General features: G+C 44.6%; 15 protein-coding genes and 1 other RNA gene. 10 read left to right on the top strand and 6 right to left on the bottom strand.

The features are described from left to right. Nucleotides 1–114: 114 nt before the first annotated feature. Nucleotides 115–735, bottom strand: coding sequence for a GNAT family N-acetyltransferase (locus MiAbW_RS10885; protein ID WP_151696135.1), 621 nt, complete (start codon nucleotides 733–735; stop codon nucleotides 115–117). A gap of 307 nt (nucleotides 736–1,042) precedes the next feature. Here MiAbW_RS10885 and MiAbW_RS10880 point away from each other — a divergent pair, with 307 nt between their 5' ends. Further along, nucleotides 1,043–2,284 carry an AmpG family muropeptide MFS transporter gene (locus MiAbW_RS10880; protein ID WP_151696134.1) on the top strand — a complete coding sequence of 414 codons (1,242 nt, stop codon included), beginning with the start codon at nucleotides 1,043–1,045 and terminating at the stop codon, nucleotides 2,282–2,284. A 28-nt stretch (nucleotides 2,285–2,312) separates the two neighbouring features. On the opposite strand, the gene MiAbW_RS10875 is transcribed toward MiAbW_RS10880, so the two are convergent. Further along, complete coding sequence (locus MiAbW_RS10875; RefSeq protein WP_151696133.1) at nucleotides 2,313–3,737, bottom strand: PP2C family protein-serine/threonine phosphatase; 1,425 nt, start codon at nucleotides 3,735–3,737, stop codon at nucleotides 2,313–2,315. A 206-nt stretch (nucleotides 3,738–3,943) separates the two neighbouring features. Here MiAbW_RS10875 and MiAbW_RS10870 point away from each other — a divergent pair, with 206 nt between their 5' ends. The 4 genes from MiAbW_RS10870 (at nucleotide 3,944) to MiAbW_RS10850 (ending at nucleotide 8,007) form a co-directional block, all read left to right on the top strand. Next, nucleotides 3,944–4,594, top strand: a complete 651-nt coding sequence (locus tag MiAbW_RS10870) for a nitroreductase family protein (RefSeq protein WP_151696132.1) — start codon at nucleotides 3,944–3,946, stop codon at nucleotides 4,592–4,594. A 9-nt stretch (nucleotides 4,595–4,603) separates the two neighbouring features. Continuing rightward, nucleotides 4,604–6,019 carry a mechanosensitive ion channel domain-containing protein gene (locus MiAbW_RS10865; RefSeq protein ID WP_151696131.1) on the top strand — a complete coding sequence of 472 codons (1,416 nt, stop codon included), beginning with the start codon at nucleotides 4,604–4,606 and terminating at the stop codon, nucleotides 6,017–6,019. A 544-nt stretch (nucleotides 6,020–6,563) separates the two neighbouring features. Then, nucleotides 6,564–6,857 (top strand): hypothetical protein, encoded by a 294-nt coding sequence (locus tag MiAbW_RS10855; RefSeq protein ID WP_151696130.1) that lies wholly within the window; start codon nucleotides 6,564–6,566, stop codon nucleotides 6,855–6,857. A gap of 79 nt (nucleotides 6,858–6,936) precedes the next feature. Then, nucleotides 6,937–8,007, top strand: a complete 1,071-nt coding sequence (locus tag MiAbW_RS10850; RefSeq protein WP_151696129.1) for a WD40 repeat domain-containing protein — start codon at nucleotides 6,937–6,939, stop codon at nucleotides 8,005–8,007. A 16-nt stretch (nucleotides 8,008–8,023) separates the two neighbouring features. On the opposite strand, the gene rnc is transcribed toward MiAbW_RS10850, so the two are convergent. The 3 genes from rnc to rfbF all read right to left on the bottom strand — a co-directional run bounded on the left by rnc (nucleotide 8,024) and on the right by rfbF (nucleotide 10,914). Beyond that, nucleotides 8,024–8,728 carry a ribonuclease III gene (gene rnc, locus MiAbW_RS10845; RefSeq protein ID WP_151696153.1) on the bottom strand — a complete coding sequence of 235 codons (705 nt, stop codon included), beginning with the start codon at nucleotides 8,726–8,728 and terminating at the stop codon, nucleotides 8,024–8,026. Nucleotides 8,729–8,907: 179 nt separating this feature from the next. Then, an RNA gene (gene rnpB, locus MiAbW_RS10840) (RNase P RNA component class A) lies at nucleotides 8,908–9,348 on the bottom strand. Between the two features lie 735 nt (nucleotides 9,349–10,083). Next, a complete protein-coding gene (gene rfbF / locus MiAbW_RS10825) occupies nucleotides 10,084–10,914 on the bottom strand; it encodes a glucose-1-phosphate cytidylyltransferase (protein ID WP_151696127.1) in 831 nt (276 codons plus the stop codon). A 209-nt stretch (nucleotides 10,915–11,123) separates the two neighbouring features. On the opposite strand from rfbF, the gene MiAbW_RS10820 reads away from it, so the two are divergent. The 3 genes from MiAbW_RS10820 to MiAbW_RS10805 all read left to right on the top strand — a co-directional run bounded on the left by MiAbW_RS10820 (nucleotide 11,124) and on the right by MiAbW_RS10805 (nucleotide 15,207). Further along, nucleotides 11,124–12,293, top strand: coding sequence for an HhoA/HhoB/HtrA family serine endopeptidase (locus tag MiAbW_RS10820; RefSeq protein WP_151696126.1), 1,170 nt, complete (start codon nucleotides 11,124–11,126; stop codon nucleotides 12,291–12,293). Nucleotides 12,294–12,481: 188 nt separating this feature from the next. Next, nucleotides 12,482–13,297 (top strand): mechanosensitive ion channel family protein, encoded by an 816-nt coding sequence (locus MiAbW_RS10815; protein ID WP_151696125.1) that lies wholly within the window; start codon nucleotides 12,482–12,484, stop codon nucleotides 13,295–13,297. Nucleotides 13,298–14,205: 908 nt separating this feature from the next. After that, nucleotides 14,206–15,207 carry a phosphoribulokinase gene (locus tag MiAbW_RS10805; RefSeq protein ID WP_151696124.1) on the top strand — a complete coding sequence of 334 codons (1,002 nt, stop codon included), beginning with the start codon at nucleotides 14,206–14,208 and terminating at the stop codon, nucleotides 15,205–15,207. Nucleotides 15,208–15,388: 181 nt separating this feature from the next. On the opposite strand, the gene mtnA is transcribed toward MiAbW_RS10805, so the two are convergent. After that, on the bottom strand, nucleotides 15,389–16,450 hold the full coding sequence (mtnA, locus tag MiAbW_RS10800; protein WP_151696123.1) for an S-methyl-5-thioribose-1-phosphate isomerase: 1,062 nt from the start codon (nucleotides 16,448–16,450) through the stop codon (nucleotides 15,389–15,391). 348 nt (nucleotides 16,451–16,798) lie between these two features. Between mtnA and MiAbW_RS10795 the strand changes: the two genes are divergently transcribed. Continuing rightward, entirely contained in the window at nucleotides 16,799–17,233 is a 435-nt protein-coding gene (locus tag MiAbW_RS10795; RefSeq protein ID WP_002768052.1) for a hypothetical protein, read from the top strand. Between the two features lie 388 nt (nucleotides 17,234–17,621). Then, entirely contained in the window at nucleotides 17,622–18,422 is an 801-nt protein-coding gene (locus MiAbW_RS10790; RefSeq protein ID WP_151696122.1) for a Tic22 family protein, read from the top strand. The last annotated feature ends 6 nt before the right edge of the window (nucleotides 18,423–18,428 follow it).

Here is an 18,428-nt window from a genome sequence, read left to right as displayed (position 1 = left end):
TTTCGTGGGAGCGGGTAGTGGGGTAGTGGGGTAGTGGGGAAATTGAACTAAAACCGCAAAACCGCAAAACCCCAACCCCCAACACCTAAAACCTATCTCCTATCTCCTATCTCCTCATTGGCTGATTTTCTTGTGCAGAAATAACTTTTGTGGTCGATTAAATAACCAATTGCTCAACCAACCGTCGGTTTTTTGCAGACGATAACCGCTACTTAAGTACAGTGACTGGGCTGCTAGGTTATTATCGAGAACATGGAGGGAAAGTTCCTCAAAACCCCATTCTCTAGCGATCTGATCACACTTGAGCAGCAATCTCCGGGCCAGACCAGCACGCCGGTGATCGGGACTAACGGCTAAATTAGAAATATAAGGAATGGGAACAGCTAAAAAAGCACTGGATTTTAAGCTGATTTCCGCCGTAGCGACAATAACTTCCTGATGACCCGTGGCGGTGACGCTGGTTTGACTGACTACCAGACAGTGATAGTAAGGGGTATCGGCGCGCAATCGTCCCCGTAAGTCCTCGTAAATGCCTAATTTAAAGATAGGACGCAGAAAAGACCAATAATTGGCTGTGGGGAAAAAACTATCGGTGAGAATCTCCGCCAACCTTTTGAGGTCTTGGCTTTGGGCCAAACGCACCTCGACGGTAATGGCGGCATTTTCACGGATCGCTTCCGAGTCAGAGGGATGAGACAATAGGTATGAGATAAAACAGGAGTCCACTTTAATCACAGGAGTCGGCAGGGAAGATGGGGATGGCGGTCCTTATCCGGGAAGGGTAAATAGGGGTGGGATCTAGTTGGGAGAATCAAGCATCTATCTTAGGGAGAAGACCGCAATTTTTCAAGACTACTGAATCAAAATCTCATCCATTCTACTGTCTATAGCCCCAGTTGGGGGGAAGACCGCTATTTTTTCGGGAATTTTTTTTGATCTCTGGGCAATGGTTAAGAGGGGATGATGTCGGTTAGAACTAATTTCTTTCTTTTTGGGTCAATTAACTATATTCTTTAATCTAATCCATCCTCCTATCCCCTCTATGATCAAAGAAATTTCCGCTTATTTGCAAGTGTTCCGCAGTCAAAAAATGGCGGCTTTGTTATTCTTAGGCTTCGCTTCTGGATTGCCATTTTTTCTCACCAGTCGCACCCTGCAAGCTTGGATGACCACCGAAGGAGTTAATCTGAAATCGATCGGTTTATTTAGTTTAGTCGCCCTCCCCTACTCTCTCAAATTTCTTTGGTCTCCCTTACTCGATCGCTATGTTCCTCCTTTTCTTGGTCGTCGTCGCGGTTGGATTTTAATCGCTCAAGTTTGTTTAACTTTAGCGATTGGTTTTATGGCTTTTCAACAACCAAAACAATCTTTGGAATTATTGGCAATTAATGCTTTACTGATCGCTTTTTTTAGTGCCAGCCAAGATATTGCCTACGATGCCTATCGCACAGATATTTTAGAAAAATGGGAGATGGGTGCTGGGGTAGCGATCGGGGTTTTAGGTTATCGTTTGGCTTTAATTTTAACCGGTTCGATCGCTTTAATTTTAGCCGATCACGAACCCTGGCCTCTCGTCTATCTTTTCCTAGCTGGATTGATGGCTTTAACAATTATTTGGTCTTTTTTCGCCCCAGCTACTCCCCCTAGAGATGATACTCCCCAAACCCTTTTAGAGGCGGTTTGGTTGCCTTTCCAAGAGTTTTTTCAACGCTATCGATTCGGTCAAGGAATCGGCATTCTCGCCTTTATTGTTCTCTATCGTTTAGGGGATGCTTTAGTTAATAATATGGTGACTCCTTTTCTCTTAAAAACTGGTTTCAGTCAAACCGATATCGGGGCGATTCAAGGCGGCATGGGCATGATAGCAACTATGGTGGGAGTTTTATTAGGTGGTTCCCTGTTAAGTCGTTGGGGAATTAATCGATCGCTCTGGATTTTTGGCGGCTTGCAAGCTATTAGTAATTTAGTCTATTTTATTTTAGCAAATTTAGGTCAAAATTATCCTTTTATGGTCTTAGCTATTAATATTGAAAACTTCTGTGGTGGCTTAGTCACTGCCGCTTTTGTGGCTTTTTTAATGAGTCTTTGTAATGCTCGTTTTACCGCTACTCAGTTCGCACTTTTATCGAGTTTAATGGCTTTTAGTCGCGATATTTTGGTGGCTCCCGCCGGAGTTGTAGCTGAGGCGATCGGTTGGCAGTGGTTCTTTTTAATCACGGTAATTGCCGCTTTACCCGGGTTAGCTTTATTGCCTTTATTTGCTCCTTGGCAGGAGCCGAATTAGGCTCATTTATGAGCTAGGTAATGATGATTTATTCCTCCGATTTCACTCGCATAACTACTAAAGTCATATCGTCACTACTGTCATTTTCCAACCCAGTAAAAGCGTCCACTTTTCCAAATAAATATTTTAGAATCTGTTCAGGATCGTTGTACTGTTGACAGGCTTCTTTAACTGCCGATAGCCAATTTTTCTGATCAAATCTTTCCCCTTTCGAGTTGACTGCATCGGTAAAGCCATCGGTATAATAAATCAGCGTATCTCCCGCTTCTAATTGCACTTGGGCATCATCATAGATGGAATCGGCCTCTAAACCAACTAATGTCCCTTCCGTGTCGAGAGACTCTAACTCTCCCGTTTTAGCACGCCACCAGAGGGTGGGATAATGGGCAGCATTGCTGTAGCCAAGACGGTGCGTCAGGGGATCATACTCGGAATAAAATAATGTGACGAAACGATGAGAATTATCGAGATCGGCATACATAACCCGATTAAGATGACGCAAAATCTGGGCCGGGGAGTGACGATTTAACACTTCCGCTCGCAACATTCCCCGGGTCATGGTCATCAATAATCCTGCTGGGACACCTTTACCCATGACATCACCGATGACTATACTCCAAGGAGCGGTACTAGCTTCCCTTTCCGCCTCCGTTGCCGGTTTAAATTGATCGTAGTTGCAGGGGATAAAATCATAATAATCGCCACCAACGCGATTAGCCGTTTTGCAGTGGGCTGCCAATTCTACCCCCTGAATTTTCGGACATTGCCGGGGTAAAAGACGATTTTGGATTTCGGCAGCGATTTCTAACTCTCGATCCTGACGTTCCTTGGCCCGTAATTCGATCGTTAATTCATTATTAGCTATAGCCACCGCCGTTTGATCGGCCACTAGCTGCAGCAGTTTACGACGGGTGGGTGTCCAACCATAATCGGGATCGCGACTGAAAACGTATAAACGTCCCCGTTCACTATTTTTTACCAAAACAGGGGTACTATAAACCTGTGTACCCTGTCCGAGAGTTTGCCGGATTTTATGGTCGAGACTATCGAGAAGCGATCGATTATTTTTATTCTCAAGTGCCGCTTCTTGGTTTAATTGTCGGATAATTGCCTCTAATTGTCGGCGTAGTTCCCCATTAATTTGATTATCCTGGCAATGCAGTTGATCGAGGGCCACTTGACCGTTATTTTTGCTCAAAATCAACGCCCCTCCCTCCGCATCTGCCACTCGTGCGGCCATCAAGGGGGTAAGGTCGAGGAATTGGTTTAAATTATTGAAACTCCGCAGGGCAAAACCGAGAGAACTTAAGAGATTTTGAATTTTGTTTTGTTCGCGATATAAACTGGCGACTAACTCTTTTAAGGCTAAAATTGGCTTGATATCGGTACTTTGATCGCCCATATTGACGGTGGGAGTAGTGAGGGTGTCCCTCGGTTCCGGCTCAGAAAGCATAAAATGATCTTTGTGGCGGTGACATGATTATAGCTAGATGGTCATTGGGTTATGACCTGTTTAAGTTTAACAGTATAGTGGATCTTTTCCTGACTGCCACAATTTAACCCTGATGTTTTACTATTTCTGTTTTGTCACACCGAAGTCTGAGGCTGATAGCTTGACCTTATAATAATTAGGCATATGTAACTCAATCAACTGACTTTATGACCTTGCCTCTCGATGTTCCCACGGCTATTAATCAACGTCGTTCTATTAAAACTTTTACCACCGATCCGATCGCCCCAGAACTACTGAAAACCCTAGTAGAATTAACCGTTGCCGCACCTAGTAGTTTCAACATCCAAGATTGGCGAATTATTTTAGTACAAGATGAGGCACAAAAGGCTGCTTTAGCCGAGGCCGCTTGGGGACAAAAGCAAATTATCCAAGCGCCGGTTACTTTTGTTTTCGCTGCCGATGCTGCCGCAGGAGGAGGAGATCTAACTCCTATCTATGAACAGGCTCTCAGTACGGGTGCTTGGAGCGAAGGCACGGTAAAATATTTTAAACAGGCAATCCCAGGATTTCAAAAGGATTTGGGCGAAAAAACCCGGGAATACGCGATTAAAGATGCGATGATCGCCGCTACTCATCTGGTTTTAGCTGCCGAAAGTCTCGGTTTATCTAGTTGTTTTCTCAACGGTTGGATTGAGGACAAGGTAAAAGCTGTGATCGGTGCTGCCGATCATCCCCATCTGGCGATCGCTGTTGTCGTTCCCATCGGTTACGCGGCGGAACCGCGGCTTAATCCGGGGCGTTTACCCTTAGATTACAATGTTTTTGTGGATCGCTTGGGTAATCCCTATCAAATCTAAACTTTAGCGATGACTTTCTCTCCCTCAGCTTGGTTAACGCCCTTTTTTAACACTCCCCTTTGGCGCGCTGGGGGTGTGTCGATCACTCTCGGTTGGATTATTGGTACTCTTGTACTGTTTATTCTTGTCACCTGTCTGACGATCGCTTTTAAAAGTTTACTAAAAAATCGTCTGCTGAAAAGTATTGGTTTTGATGAGGGTAATCGAGAAGCGATCGCAACTCTGGCTAGTTTTGCTTTTGGGGCTTTTGGTTATATTATCGCCCTACAATTGACTGGATTCAATCTCGCTTCGATCGCTGTTTTAGCCGGTGGTTTGGGGGTGGGTATCGGTTTCGGTTTGCAGGAGTTAACCAAAAATCTCACCAGTGGTTTAACTTTGTTGGTGGAACGCAAGTTAAAAGTGGGCGATTTTATCGAATTTGAGCAAACAAAGGGTTATATCCGGGAAATATCGATTCGTTCTACCACCATTCGCACTGTTGATGGTGCAGAGTTAATCGTTCCTAACACAATCCTAACTAGCAATCGCGTCCAGAATTGGCATTATACCGACTCGCGCATTCGAGTTATTGTACCGGTGGGAGTTGCCTACGGTACGGATCCTTTGATAGTAACGGAAATTCTGCTGCAATCAGCCTATATGTCGGGAGAAATTGCCTTTAATCCGCTTCCCAAGGTGATTTTTAACGGTTTTGGTGATAGTGCTTTAAATTTTGAGTTGTGGGTATGGGTGGAAAAAGTCGAACAGGCCGTTTTTCTGAGAAGTTCCCTACACTTCATTATCGAGCATAATCTGCGTCATCGGGGCATAACGATTCCTTTTCCCCAGCGAGAGTTATGGTTGCATAATACCGACAGTTTTGAGGCAGTTAAGGAACAGGATCAGGAGATAGTTAAACCTGCAAAACCGCTATCGTTAAAAGAAATGTTATTGGAGGTGAGTTACTTTAAACATTTTAACGATCTGCAATTGCGTGTATTAATTGAAATGGGTTGTCGTCAACATCTCCAGGACGGGGAGATTTTAATTAGACAGGGAGAAAGAACTAATTATTTCTGTATTGTTTTGCAGGGACAAGTGGATGCTTTTTATGAAAACGATAAAATCAGTCGTAAAATTTTTACTTTTAATAAAGGGCAATATTTTGGGGAATTACCGTTAATATTAGAGGTTCCCTATCCCACCACTATGCAAGCAGTGGGGGAAACCTTGTTATTTTTGCTCGATCGTCAGGGTTTTCAGCATCTTATCACTACTTATCCGGCTCTAGCGGAGGAATTCACTCAGGCACTCGCCCAACGTCAAGAGGAATTGCGCGAATGTCAGCAGAAATTGCGAGAAATGGGTCTTTTAGACTCGGAAGACCTGAAAAATCCCGTCTCTTGGCTGCGACAACGGTTAAAGAGCTTTTTTACGGCTTAAAAGGGGATGAGAACAAATTTACAGCCTTTCTCCTATAGCAGTTATCTTAATAATGAGGTACGAAGTCTGGTGGTTTTAGGAAACAGGCAACGCCAGAAGCGGCACAGTAGCTGGTCGTCTGGGAATGATGCCAAATCCCGTCATACTTGATCTTTATCTCAAATGTCGGGGTGAAAACCCTAGACCTCTTGTAAAAATCAAAAATTGTTGTTAGGGTTAGGAGTCAGTAGCCAGTAGCCAGTAGTCAGCAGAATTAAGAATGAATAATAATCAATTAAATGGTCTATTTACCGATTTTAGGCCATTTAATCCTTATTTTTGACGTTTTTGAACCCTCAAAAATTAATTATGCAAGAGGTTTCCTCACTTTTAGCGACGGTGTTGCCTAATGTCTTTTCACAGTTTACTGATTACTGTTTACTGTTTACTGGACGGCTACGCCGTGCCTTTGGCAACACTGAAAACTCCCCTGACCCGATCGACAACATTTTTCAGGGTGATAGGATAAGCTGGAATTATCGAAACCGTAGAAATAATAGATAAAATGAGTAATCTCCTCTGGCCGCGTTTTCTCAAGAAAGCTTACCGTCAAGAACCAATAACTAGCTTTATCTTTACCGCAGCGGCAGTAGATGTCATCATCGGGGTTCTAGGACAAAGATGGACACTGCTATCCTTAGGGGCAACGATTATGGCGATCGCTATCTTCGCCAGGTGGCAACAGGGCCAAAAAACCAAGCAAATCAACAGAGAAGAAGCAGCAAGATACTATTTACCGCCCCAATCGGGTCAAGTGGCTTTACCAACCCTGAAAAACGAAAAAAATCGACCTTCTTAGCTCAAAAATCTGACCTTGCTTGGCAATCAATCCTCTCAAAGGCTAAAATCTATAGCACCGTTAATATTCAAATAAATTTATGAAATTCCGATTGATGGGTGGGGAGAAACTTGTCGGGGCAATTGTAGTCAGTGTCTTAACCACGCTGACAATGGGAGAACATCAGCTTAGTCAGGCCCAAAGTCCCATTGCCCCGGCTAAACCCGCAGCTGAAAGTGGCGAAAAAACCCCAGAAACTATCCTAGTAGAAGGTTTAGGCAGACTTACCCTCGCTAAAACCTTAGAAGGACAACAATCCACCCCTAATGCCCTGATTTTCAGTCCCGATAACCAATTGGTTCTCGCTGGTGGTAGTGATACGGATCCCCTCCTGAGAATTTGGTCAGTAAAAACAGGGCAAAAAGTCTCCCAAACTCGCGCCCAAAGAACCAGCGTCAAAGCTTTAGCCATTAGTCCCAACGAAAGATTATTAGTTAGTAGCGGTTCAGATGGTTCCATTAATTTTTGGAATATGGTGGAAGGCAAGTATTTAGGAATTGCCCTCGAACACGGTAATACTGTCCTCGCCCTCACCGTTACTCCCGATGGTAAAACCTTAATTAGTGGTGGTTTGGAAGGAATTCGCCTCTGGACAGTGCAACCTCCCCGCCGTCCCCTCTATCGTTTAAATTGGGTGGGTAATTTTGTTTATTCCCTAGGGGTGAAATCCGATGGTGTCACCCTGGCTAGTGGTCATGAAGACGGTGAGGTACATTTTTGGGACATCCGCGAGGGCAAATTTTTGTCGAAATTTTCCGCCCATCCCCAAGCGGTTAGCAAGCTTTTATACACTCCCGACGGTAAAAATTTAATTACAGGTAGCTTAGACCGCACGATTAAAATCTGGGATACGAGCAATAATAAGTTATTATTTACCCTCATCGGTCATACGGACCGAATCCGTTCCCTCGCACTCCATCCTAACGGACAAATTCTCGCTAGTGCCAGTAATGACGGTGTGCGTTTATGGGATGTGACGACGGGTAAACAGTTGGCCTGGTTTGATAATAATTCCGACTGGGTGGAGTCCCTGGCTTTTAGTCCCGATGGGCAGTATTTGGCTAGTGGTAATTATGATTTTAAAATTCGCCTCTGGCAATTTGTCCGTTAGGCAAAAATACCTTCATTTAGCCTTTAACCACTTCTAGAAAAGCCGATTTAGCCGCTGCCTGTTCCGCCGCTTTTTTGCTTCTGCCTGTTCCCACTCCTAATTTCTGCTCATTTAACCACACTTCCGCACAAAAACGCTCTTGATCTAAACCTTTGATTTCTTTGACTAAGTATTGCGGCAGTTTTTTGTATGTTGCTTGTGTCCACTCCTGCAAGGCATCCTTATAATTCTGTCGGGCCGGATCTCGACGAATTTCGGCCGCTTTTTCCAGTAGTGGTTCATCTAACCAAGAACGCACTAAAACCATAGTCTGCGTACTAAGATATAATGCCCCCAAAACTGCCTCAAAAGCGTCTGCTAGTCGGGAAATTCGCCCTGCTCGATCAATACTTGTACTACTTGATACCAACAAATAACGCTCGAAACCGTAGCGATCCGCAAATTCCGCCAGAGTGCGATCGCTAACCATCATCGATCGCAGGGCGGCAAATTCTCCCACTAGCGCCTCTGGATAGGTTTCTAACAATACCTCCGCCGCCACAAGTCTTACCACAGAATCGCCCACAAATTCCAATTGTTCATAATTCTTATCACGGGAAACACTGGGATGAGTTAGAGCTAAATCCAATAAGTCCCACCTGATGGGGACATCAGCCGATAACCCCAGCTTTTCCACTAGGGTTTTTAATTGTTTTTGGCGACGCGGATCACTTAAGGACATGGGAGCGGGGAGATGGGGAGCGGGGTGTGGGGTGTGGAGAGATGGGGAGACCACTTCGCGCGCGACGTTCGGACGTTCGGCGAAGCTCAGTCGAGCCGTTGCGGGGGGAGAATAAATAAAAGCAATCTCCTATCTCCTGACTCCTGACTCCTGATTACTGATTACTGATTACTGATCAAGGAGAGAGTCAGACATAAGCCGAATTCTGTATTTCCCAACAGCAGTAAAATCGCTTTTACCTTTGTTGGAATAGAGGTTATCTATCTGGGATAATTGTCACCAATTACCTCAAGCGGTTCCTAAAAACGGGACAGGAAAAAGACCAACCTTTGTCCCTCCACCTTGCTCCCCACCGGGGTTTACCGAGCCAGTACCTCTCGATACTGCTGGTGCGCTCTTACCGCACCTTTGCACCCTTACCCCCAATCAGTTGTCAGTTATCAGTCAATTTACTTTCGTTACTATTTACTGATCACTGAAAAAAGGGGGCGGTATTTTTCTGTGGCACTATCCTCACGCTCGCGCGCACTGGACGTTATCCAGCAAGTGTGGTCTTTCGGGAGTTCGGACTTTCCTCGGAATCATTGATAAAATGATCCCGCAACCTCTAGACCAACTCTCTCCTATTCTCTAGTTTGACACTCCCCGCCGTAAAACGGACGGGAATCCTTCAGAGATTTTTACTCTTAATGGCTGTGACAAACAACCTCTAGACACTCCGATTAAAACATCGTGTTTACTTTTTCTGGTAATGATTTAGTAGTAGTGCCGTAGCCCTGTTGCTTATCCGGTATGAATTGTGTAAAATATTTATTAATAAAAATAATTGGAACCCGATCAGTCTTTAAACCTCTAGCTTGATCATGATTTTTCTGATCAATACCTTTTTCTGGCTCCTGTCTGGACTCTCTTGGGTTTGGTGGGTAAAATGTATTCTAAGATACAGTCCTGCTGGCGGTCGCAACGCGCTCGCTACGCGAGACCGAGTGGAACGAACCACAAAGACACAAAGGACACGAAGATTGATCGCTCTTATATAATTTAAACTTATCACACAAGGTCGATAAGAGCCGATTTTCGGCTCTTCTGGTTTCTGTGTGGAAACGAGATTTAGACTGATAGTTTCTTGAGCAAAATAGTCCTAAAAGTCTTTCCCAGTAAACATTTCACGATTCTATAAGCAAAAATTATCACACAAAGTCGAGAAGAGCCGGATTTCTTGGTTGGTGAGACAGAGTCTATCTTTCTCTAAAAAAATGGAGAATCACCTTGGGGAGCCTTTTGGTATTTTATCCATGACTACAATGCACGGCAAAGCAAAGGATTAAGCCTCCATCACTACCACCAGACATTACCTACCATATTTTCCATCTAGCTTGTCCAGTGTCGTAAAGGTGATTGAGCATTTCCATTTCTCGATAAGTATCCATGCACTGCCAAAACCCATCATGCTTATAGACGGCGAGTTCTCCTAAAGCGGCTAGGGTTCTTAGGGGTTGTGCTTCAAAAGTCGTCGCATCTCCCTCAATTAAATCCAAAACCTTGCGATTTAAGACAAAATATCCCCCATTAATCCATCCTTCAGCCGTTGGGGGCTTTTCTTGGAATTGGGTGACTAGATTACCCTCAATGATTAGCTCGCCAAAGCGAGAAGAAGGACGAACCGCCGTCATAGTGGCTAATTTACCATGGGAGCAATGGAAATCCAATAGATCGGCAATATTCACATCACAAACCCCATCCCCATAGGTGGCTAAAAAGATCTCACTTCCGCTTTGGTCTATATAAGAGGTGAGACGTTTAAGACGGCCTCCGGTCATGGTTTCCTGTCCCGTATCAACTAACCAAATACGCCAGTCTTCCTCCTCGTGTCCACTATCGAGTTTGGTCACTTTTTTATTGCCTAACTCTAAGAGGACATCACTTTGATTCCAATCATAGTTAAAGAAATAGTCCCGGATTATTTCTCCTTTGTACCCTAGACAGAGCATAAAATCAGTTAAGCCATATTGGGCATAAGTTTTCATGATATGCCAAATAATCGGTCGATTTCCGATGGTAATCATCGGTTTAGGTCGAAATTCGGTTTCTTCCCTGAGTCGGGTTCCTTTGCCACCACACAAGATGGCCACGGGAATATTAGACTTATAGTCCTTAACTGTTAAACTGACCGATTGTATGACCATGGGATTATATAGTGGAAAGCTTTGAGAGTGACATCATCTTATCGAGGCAGTTTAACACGGGGTTCCCGATCTTGTCCAATATCTCGACGAGGAAATTGATTTGGCACTACTACTTATTAATCGGAGCGATCGATTTGTTAGATTTTTAATAGTCGGTCTATCAACCGATGGACAGAAACAGTTAAAACATCAGAATCAGAGATCAAAGTATGAAACTTCCTACAGGGTTACGGCGAACTATTACCCATGCTTTGGCAACTTTTCTAGGAGTTATGCTCGGTTTTAGCAGTTTAGCTGCGGTAAATGCTCAAAATCTGCCCAGCGCTGCCGCCGATGTGACTGGAATTCCCCCGGAGATGACGGCGGAAAGTTTTGTCGCTAAGGCAGTGGCCCGCACGGGTGCGGCAGTGGTGCGAATTGACACCGAAGCGATCATTACTCGTCCCAATAGCCCCTTTTTTGATGATCCTTTTTTTCAGGAGTTTTTTGGGGAACAGTTTCGTCTTCCCACCCAGCAGCGAGTGGCTGGCCAGGGCTCAGGTTTTATTATCGATGGCAGTGGTTTAATCTTAACTAATGCCCATGTGGTCGATAATGCCGATAAGGTAACGGTAACTCTAAAAGATGGTCGTAGCTTCAAGGGGGAAGTACGCGGTACTGATGAGATCACTGATTTAGCCGTGGTGAAAATTAATCCCCAAGGGGAAAAATTACCTGTAGCCGTCCTGGGCAATTCCTCGTCCATACAAGTGGGGGACTGGGCGATCGCAGTAGGCAATCCCGTCGGTCTAGATAATACGGTAACTTTAGGAATTATTAGCACGATCGGGCGCTCGGCGGCTAAGGCGGGTATTCCCGATAAACGCATTGATTTTATCCAAACCGATGCCGCTATTAACCCGGGTAATTCCGGCGGTCCTTTACTCAATGCCCAAGGAGAAGTCATCGGCATCAATACGGCGATTCGTGCCGATGCCATGGGCATCGGTTTTGCCATTCCCATCGACCGGGCGAAGCAATTACAAGCGACCCTAGAATCAGGTCAAAAGGTAGCCCATCCCTATATCGGTGTACAGATGGTTAATCTAACTCCCGATTTAGCCCGGGCTAATAATCAAAACCCGAATTCTCCCATGCTCGTGCCGGAAGTGTCGGGAATTTTGGTGGTGAAAGTCCTACCTAATACCCCCGCCGAAAAAGCTGGTATCCATCGCGGGGATGTGATTGTTAAAGCTAATAATCAACCAGTTAGTGATGGCGGTGAGTTACAGGAAATGGTGGAAAAAACCGGGATCGGTCAATCTTTACCCCTAAGAATCAGAAGGGGCGAAAGGGCGATCGATCTCACCGTAATCACCGCCCAAATGTCGAATCAGTAATCGGCGGTCTGGAGTCGGTTATCAGTTATCAGTTATCAGATGTAGGTTATCAGTTGACTGTTTACTGTTCACTGAAAATACTCCCCATCAGCAAATCGGTTTTTTTCCTTGAGAGAGTCCTCGGTTTTTGCTCTCGCTCCTATAATCTCTGTGTAAATTAGCTTTATTTCTTTGCGAGGATAATAACTATGGATCCGGCTCAAGTTAGCAATCAAATGTACTTTATCAGGGATTTAGCGATTAGCTTCGGGGCGAAATTAATCGGGGCGATCCTACTCTGGTTGATCGGTAAATGGCTGATTAATCTAGCGGTTAATCTGCTCAAAAGCAGTTTGGCCAAGGGCAATGTTGATCCTACCATCGTTAGATATATTATTTCTTTCATCCTCATTGCCCTGCAAGTTGTCCTGATCGTGGCGATTTTGGGCTTTTTTGGTGTTGAAACCACCTCTTTTGCCGCACTTTTAGCGGCTGCTGGTATTGCGATCGGGGCTGCTTGGGGGGGGCTGTTGGCCAATTTTGCCGCCGGGGCTTTTTTAGTTATGTTCCGTCCCTTCAAGGTGGGCGATTTTGTCTCTGCGGGAGGTGTAACTGGTACGGTGGAGGAATTGGGTTTATTTGCCACTACTATCAACACTCTTGACAATATTAGAACTGTAGTCGGCAATAACAGCATTTTTTCTGGAAATATTCAAAATTTTTCCGCTAATCCCTATCGTCGTGTGGATCTGACTGCTCAATTAAGTCACGGGGTAAATGTCCAAGAAGCGATCGCTCTGTTAAAGGATAAAATTGGCCGTATCCCCAGTGTTTTGACTAATCCCGCCCCCGATGTGGAAATTTTAGAATTTAATCCCTCCGGACCTTTTTTGGCAGTACGTCCCTATTGCAGTAACGATAACTATTGGCAGGTCTATTTTGACACTAATAAGGTTATCTATGAATCCTTCGGTGAGGCGGGTTATCCTATTCCTGCTACCCACACGGTTTTACACAATCAATAGACTGGGTTAAGCGAAGACCAATTATACCACATTTACCCAAAATTGCCAATGAATACCTTCTCTACCGTTGTAGCTGCTGGTATAGCTAGTGCGATCGCTATACTTGGCCTTGCTACTGTCAAACCAGCCACTGCTGCGGAGTTCGTTACCTTTGAGATCGATCCTTAGGTATCCGTTCCTTAATTGCCATAGAAAACGGGTTTCTCAAAGAAACCCGTTTTCTAATTGATTCCCTTGCTCAAATTATCCGTTCCTTAACTGACGAAGAACAACAGCTTCTCCTACAAAAAATTCAGCATCCAGCCCTAGCCGTCGAGGAAATTCAACGCCAACGGGAGGCATTAAAACGAGACATCGAGCTAGGAATAGAACAACTCAGGCATTGTGATTATAATGAACATAACGAGTCCTCATTGCCTAGTTTGTTGGAAACTATTAAGATGCTTGCCAAACAGCGACTTCAAGAGGAGTTAATTTAGTGAATCGCTTTCGTTGCAAGGCAAGCAGAGCAAGACTGGCGGGTATTTAGGCAGACAAGATGAATTAATGGCCGACCAAAAGATTGCTCAAATTCTGGACAGATTTCCCCTGTTATCCCAGTTTCCTGATCTGGGCAGGCAGCGTGACGATTTACCGGTAGTTCACTGGTAGGCTGTGAAGCGCGATAGCGCAACGCACCAATTTAATGATAAAGTTGATGCGTTACGGCGGATTATTAATTGGTTTTTTGTCAGAGATTATCGCCGCCAACAGGCCCCCTAGTATTAAATACTTACTCATTCTAGCGTGAGGCTCTTGCCAAACCTGTCAGCAGCAGAAATTTCTGGCGGCGGGGTACGGCTCGATCCAGAGTCTGGTTTAATTACATACTATGGGTTAACAATTAGTTGTGTATTTAGAGGGAAACTATGGCCAATAAGCCAGAGCGCGTGGTTCTAATCGGTGTAGCTGGGGACTCCGGCTGTGGGAAATCTACTTTTTTACGTCGTTTGACCGATTTATTCGGGGCCGAGTTTATGACGGTGATCTGTTTAGATGACTACCATTGCCTCGATCGCAAACAGAGAAAAGAGGTGGGTGTCACCGCACTCAATCCGAAAGCGAATAACTTTGACCTGATGTATGAGCAGATTAAAGCCCTCAAGGAAGGTCAAGCCATTAATAAACCTATTTATAATCATGAAACGGGGATGATCGATCCTCCCGAAATCATCGAACCGAATAAGGTAATCGTGATCGAGGGACTACACCCCTTATATGATGAACGAGTCCGGGCCCTATTAGATTTCAGCGTTTATCTCGATATTAGCGATGAAGTCAAAGTCAACTGGAAAATTCAACGGGATATGGCCGAGCGCGGTCACACCTATGATGATGTAATGGCGGCCATTAATTCTAGAAAACCGGATTTCAGTGCCTATATCGATCCCCAAAGACAGTACGCTGACGTGGTGATTCAAGTGCTGCCCACCAAATTACTTGAAGATCACGAAAGTAAATTACTGCGGGTTCGTTTAATCCAGAAAGAAGGGGTGGAAAACTTTGAACCCGCTTATCTGTTTGATGAAGGTTCCACCATCGATTGGCGGCCCTGTGGTCGTAAATTGACCTGCACTTATCCTGGTATTAAACTCTACTATGGTCCGGATGGCTTCTTGGGGAATGAAGTGTCGATTCTGGAACTAGATGGTCAATTCGATAACCTGGAAGAAATGATCTACATCGAAAGCCATTTGAGCAAAACCGGCACTAAATACTACGGTGAAATGACGGAATTACTGCTCAAACACAAAGATTATCCCGGTTCTACCAATGGTACGGGTTTATTCCAGGTGTTAGTCGGTCTCAAAATGCGTGAAACCTACGAAAAACTAATGGCCGCTGAAGCAAAAGTAGCAGCGCCAGTCTAGTTTCTAGTTTTGACCGAACTGGCATCCTACCATAGTTAGGATGCCAGTTTTTTTAGTCCACTAATCTCGATCGCCGGGCCAGCAGTGCTGCTTGAGTGCGATCAACGAGAGAGAATTTTTCCCCACTGTGGCAATCGATATAAACAAATAAAAATGGTGTCAGTAGGGAAAAAGCTCACTTCTAGGATTCCTGTAAAAAAATTAATTCAGCCGGCGTTACCGCTCCTTTTTCGGTAATGATAGCGGTGATTAAAGCGGCGGGAGTAACATCGAAGGCAGGGTTATAAAAATTAACATCTCTAGGACAAAGGGTTGTCGTCCCCACCTGATAAATTTCGGCACTATCGCGCTGTTCGATCGGTATCCCCGTACCATCCTTAAGGGAAAAATCCACCGTCGATAGGGGGGCAGCCACATAAAAAGGCAGATTATGAGCTTTTGCCAGCACAGCCAGGGAATAGGTGCCAATTTTGTTGGCCGTGTCCCCATTGGCCGCAATGCGATCGGCCCCAACAATCACCGCATCGATCAGTTTTTGCTGCATACAGTGGGCTGCCATGCTATCGGTGATCACAGTTACGGGAATTCCCTCCCGCGCACATTCCCAGGCGGTTAATTTTGCCCCTTGCAGCCGTGGCCGGGTTTCGTCTGCATACACTTGTATTAGTCTTCCTGCCGTCCAAGCGGAACGAATTACCCCTAAAGCAGTACCATAACTGGCCGTGGCTAGGGAACCAGTATTACAGTGGGTTAAAATTGTCAGTTTTTCAGGGTGATCCGGCAGCGCCAATAAACCATGGTGACCGATCGCCCGACAGGTTTCCACGTCTTCTTTTTGGATATTGTGGGCAGTTTCAAGGAGATTTTTGGTAATTATTGCCACTTCTGGGCCACTTTCCCTGGCCACTTTTAACATTCGCTCGATCGCCCAGAATAAATTCACCGCCGTCGGCCGGGTTTGGGCTAATCGATCGGCTATTCTAGTTAAATCAGCCAGAAATTCCTCTGTCTGGTCGGTGGTAATTTCCTGCGTTCCTAAAACCATACCATAGGCAGCCGCTACTCCGATCGCCGGGGCGCCGCGCACAATCATCGTTTCGATCGCCCAGGCCATGGCTTCACTGCTGGTGATCTCAACTTCCTCATAGTCCATGGGTAAACGGGTTTGATCGATCAGCCAAACTTTGTTATCTTGCCAACGCACGGGATAGATTGAGTTACTCTCGCAAGTGCTTGTGGTCATAAACATTTTTAGATTGAGAATTAGCCAAATTTACCAGTATAGCAGCGGGCTTTCTCTACTTTGTGTTTTTTTGTAAAAAGTAATTTTAAATACAGAAACTTTTTTTATAATGTATGGATAAGTGACTAGGCTCTCTTGGGTTTGCTAGGTAAAATGTATTCTAATCATACAGTCCTGCTGGCGAGGGAGTGGAAGGAACCACAAAGACACGAAGAACACAAAGATTGATCGCTTCTATATAAGTTAAACTTATCACACAAAGAATAAGAGCCGTGACTAGGAAAAATTGAAGAATACTTTCTCCCTTAGCCTGAACTTTTATATTAACTAATTCCGAGGATAATTACCGTGAAAACTGCGAAATATCCCGAAAAAATTGCCGCTCTCTGGACAACATTCCTCTTGGGAACCCTATTTCACACGCAACTGGGGTTAATGCCACTATTCCATGGTCAATCGATCGTCGAGAGTCATCAAACCAGCAATCTCGATCCGATTTTCTGGGGAATGTTGCTCTTTTTTTTACTGCCAATGTTAGCGATTATCGGGGTCAATTTTAGCGAAAGTCGCTCCTTAAGAAAGGCCCATTTCTGGCTAACAATTCTCTATTCTGTCTTGAATTTAGCCCATCTGATCGCCGATCTTTTGGTCAGACCGATCGCCTGGTATCAAATCGCTCTCATGGCAATTTTACTGATTATCGGACTGATTTTAAATCTAGTTTCCTATCAATGGCTGCGGTTAGCGATCGCCCATCCGCACCATCTCTCGGAAAGTCATTAGTAGTGCCAAGATCAAAAGGTAGCCTGTTGACTAACTGATTCAGACAAGAGGAGGCCTTTTGATCTAAATTTGGGGCTTATTGAGGTAAAAGCAAGCTTAAACCAGAGCTAAAGCGATTTTTCCCGAGAATTTAGCCTAAAAAATCTAATTAATCCCTATTATTCCCCAGATCAGCCCGTAAATTGCTCCTGTTTCTGGGCTGACGCTGCCACCATATCTGACCAAGTATGGATCTTTTTAGCTATGATGGTTCAGAAGCAAGCCAATAAAGGGAACTTTTGGGGCTGGTTATTCATCGAAAAACTCCTGATCGGAGGGGTTAAGCAGACGATATAGTTCAGATTAACGGCAAATATTGGTTAATAGTAATAACGAGGTAATTATTTTGATGAAATCTCTCATTCGTTGGACGGCAACTCTTAGTTTAGTGGGAACGACAATGTTGACTTCGCTGCTGGGCAGCTATTCTAAAGCACTCGCTTTACCGGAAGAACAAATCGTCAGAACCTTGCAGTCTGTACCTGTCTTCGCTATTGCCGACGATCAAGGAGTTCCCCTAATTGCCGTGGGAGAAAAAGAACAGAAATTCACGGGAGTTTTTATCAGTCAACAGGACGCTCAAAACTTTTTTGAAAGACTGAAAAAAGAGAATCCTGAAGTTGCCAGCAAAGTTAAAGTTCAGGCTGTTTCTTTGGCACAAGTCTATAAAATGCAAGCCAATCAAACCGATCAAAATCGTTTAATTATCGATTTTGTTCCCAAAGAGTCGGAAGTAGAATCAGCGAAAAAATTGCTCAGTGAAAGAGGTCAACAATATCAAGGTGGTGTACCTTTATTTGTGCCGAAAGCGGGAAAAGAGAGTAGTTTTCTGGTGATCAATCGCAACAATCAGGATTTTATTCCTTTCTTCTTTGAAAAAGCCGCCGCTTTGCAAATGGTAGAACAATATAAAAAAGCTAATCCCGCCGAAGCAGCCACGGTGAAAATTGATGTTATTCCCCTAGAAAGTGTCATCGCCACCCTACAACAAAGCAACGATGAAGCTTTAACTAAAATTCTCCTCTATCCTAGCCAAGAAACGATTAATTTTATTCGGGCAAATAGCAACCAAAATGCTCCCAACCAACCCCCAGCAAATCAGCCACGCCCTAATAATAATACCAATAATCGCCCCGCCCCCAATCGTTAAGCCTTT

The organism is Microcystis aeruginosa NIES-4325 (assembly GCF_008974145.1).
GTDB classification, from domain to species: Bacteria; Cyanobacteriota; Cyanobacteriia; order Cyanobacteriales; family Microcystaceae; genus Microcystis; species Microcystis aeruginosa_G.
Note: the sequence above shows the minus strand (reverse complement) of the source record. Positions and strands in the feature narration are given on the sequence as shown.

What these genes read in the sequence shown, in the direction of transcription:
- MiAbW_RS10790 (WP_151696122.1), top strand. Translation starts at nt 17,622, where the DNA reads ATGAAATCTCTCATTCGTTGGACGGCAACTCTTAGTTTAGTGGGAACG.
- MiAbW_RS10850 (WP_151696129.1), top strand. Translation starts at nt 6,937, where the DNA reads ATGAAATTCCGATTGATGGGTGGGGAGAAACTTGTCGGGGCAATTGTA.
- MiAbW_RS10805 (WP_151696124.1), top strand. Translation starts at nt 14,206, where the DNA reads ATGGCCAATAAGCCAGAGCGCGTGGTTCTAATCGGTGTAGCTGGGGAC.
- MiAbW_RS10865 (WP_151696131.1), top strand. Translation starts at nt 4,604, where the DNA reads ATGACTTTCTCTCCCTCAGCTTGGTTAACGCCCTTTTTTAACACTCCC.
- MiAbW_RS10820 (WP_151696126.1), top strand. Translation starts at nt 11,124, where the DNA reads ATGAAACTTCCTACAGGGTTACGGCGAACTATTACCCATGCTTTGGCA.
- MiAbW_RS10870 (WP_151696132.1), top strand. Translation starts at nt 3,944, where the DNA reads ATGACCTTGCCTCTCGATGTTCCCACGGCTATTAATCAACGTCGTTCT.
- MiAbW_RS10855 (WP_151696130.1), top strand. Translation starts at nt 6,564, where the DNA reads ATGAGTAATCTCCTCTGGCCGCGTTTTCTCAAGAAAGCTTACCGTCAA.
- rfbF (WP_151696127.1), bottom strand. Translation starts at nt 10,914, where the DNA reads ATGGTCATACAATCGGTCAGTTTAACAGTTAAGGACTATAAGTCTAAT.
- MiAbW_RS10815 (WP_151696125.1), top strand. Translation starts at nt 12,482, where the DNA reads ATGGATCCGGCTCAAGTTAGCAATCAAATGTACTTTATCAGGGATTTA.
- mtnA (WP_151696123.1), bottom strand. Translation starts at nt 16,450, where the DNA reads ATGACCACAAGCACTTGCGAGAGTAACTCAATCTATCCCGTGCGTTGG.
- MiAbW_RS10880 (WP_151696134.1), top strand. Translation starts at nt 1,043, where the DNA reads ATGATCAAAGAAATTTCCGCTTATTTGCAAGTGTTCCGCAGTCAAAAA.
- MiAbW_RS10875 (WP_151696133.1), bottom strand. Translation starts at nt 3,737, where the DNA reads ATGCTTTCTGAGCCGGAACCGAGGGACACCCTCACTACTCCCACCGTC.
- rnc (WP_151696153.1), bottom strand. Translation starts at nt 8,728, where the DNA reads ATGTCCTTAAGTGATCCGCGTCGCCAAAAACAATTAAAAACCCTAGTG.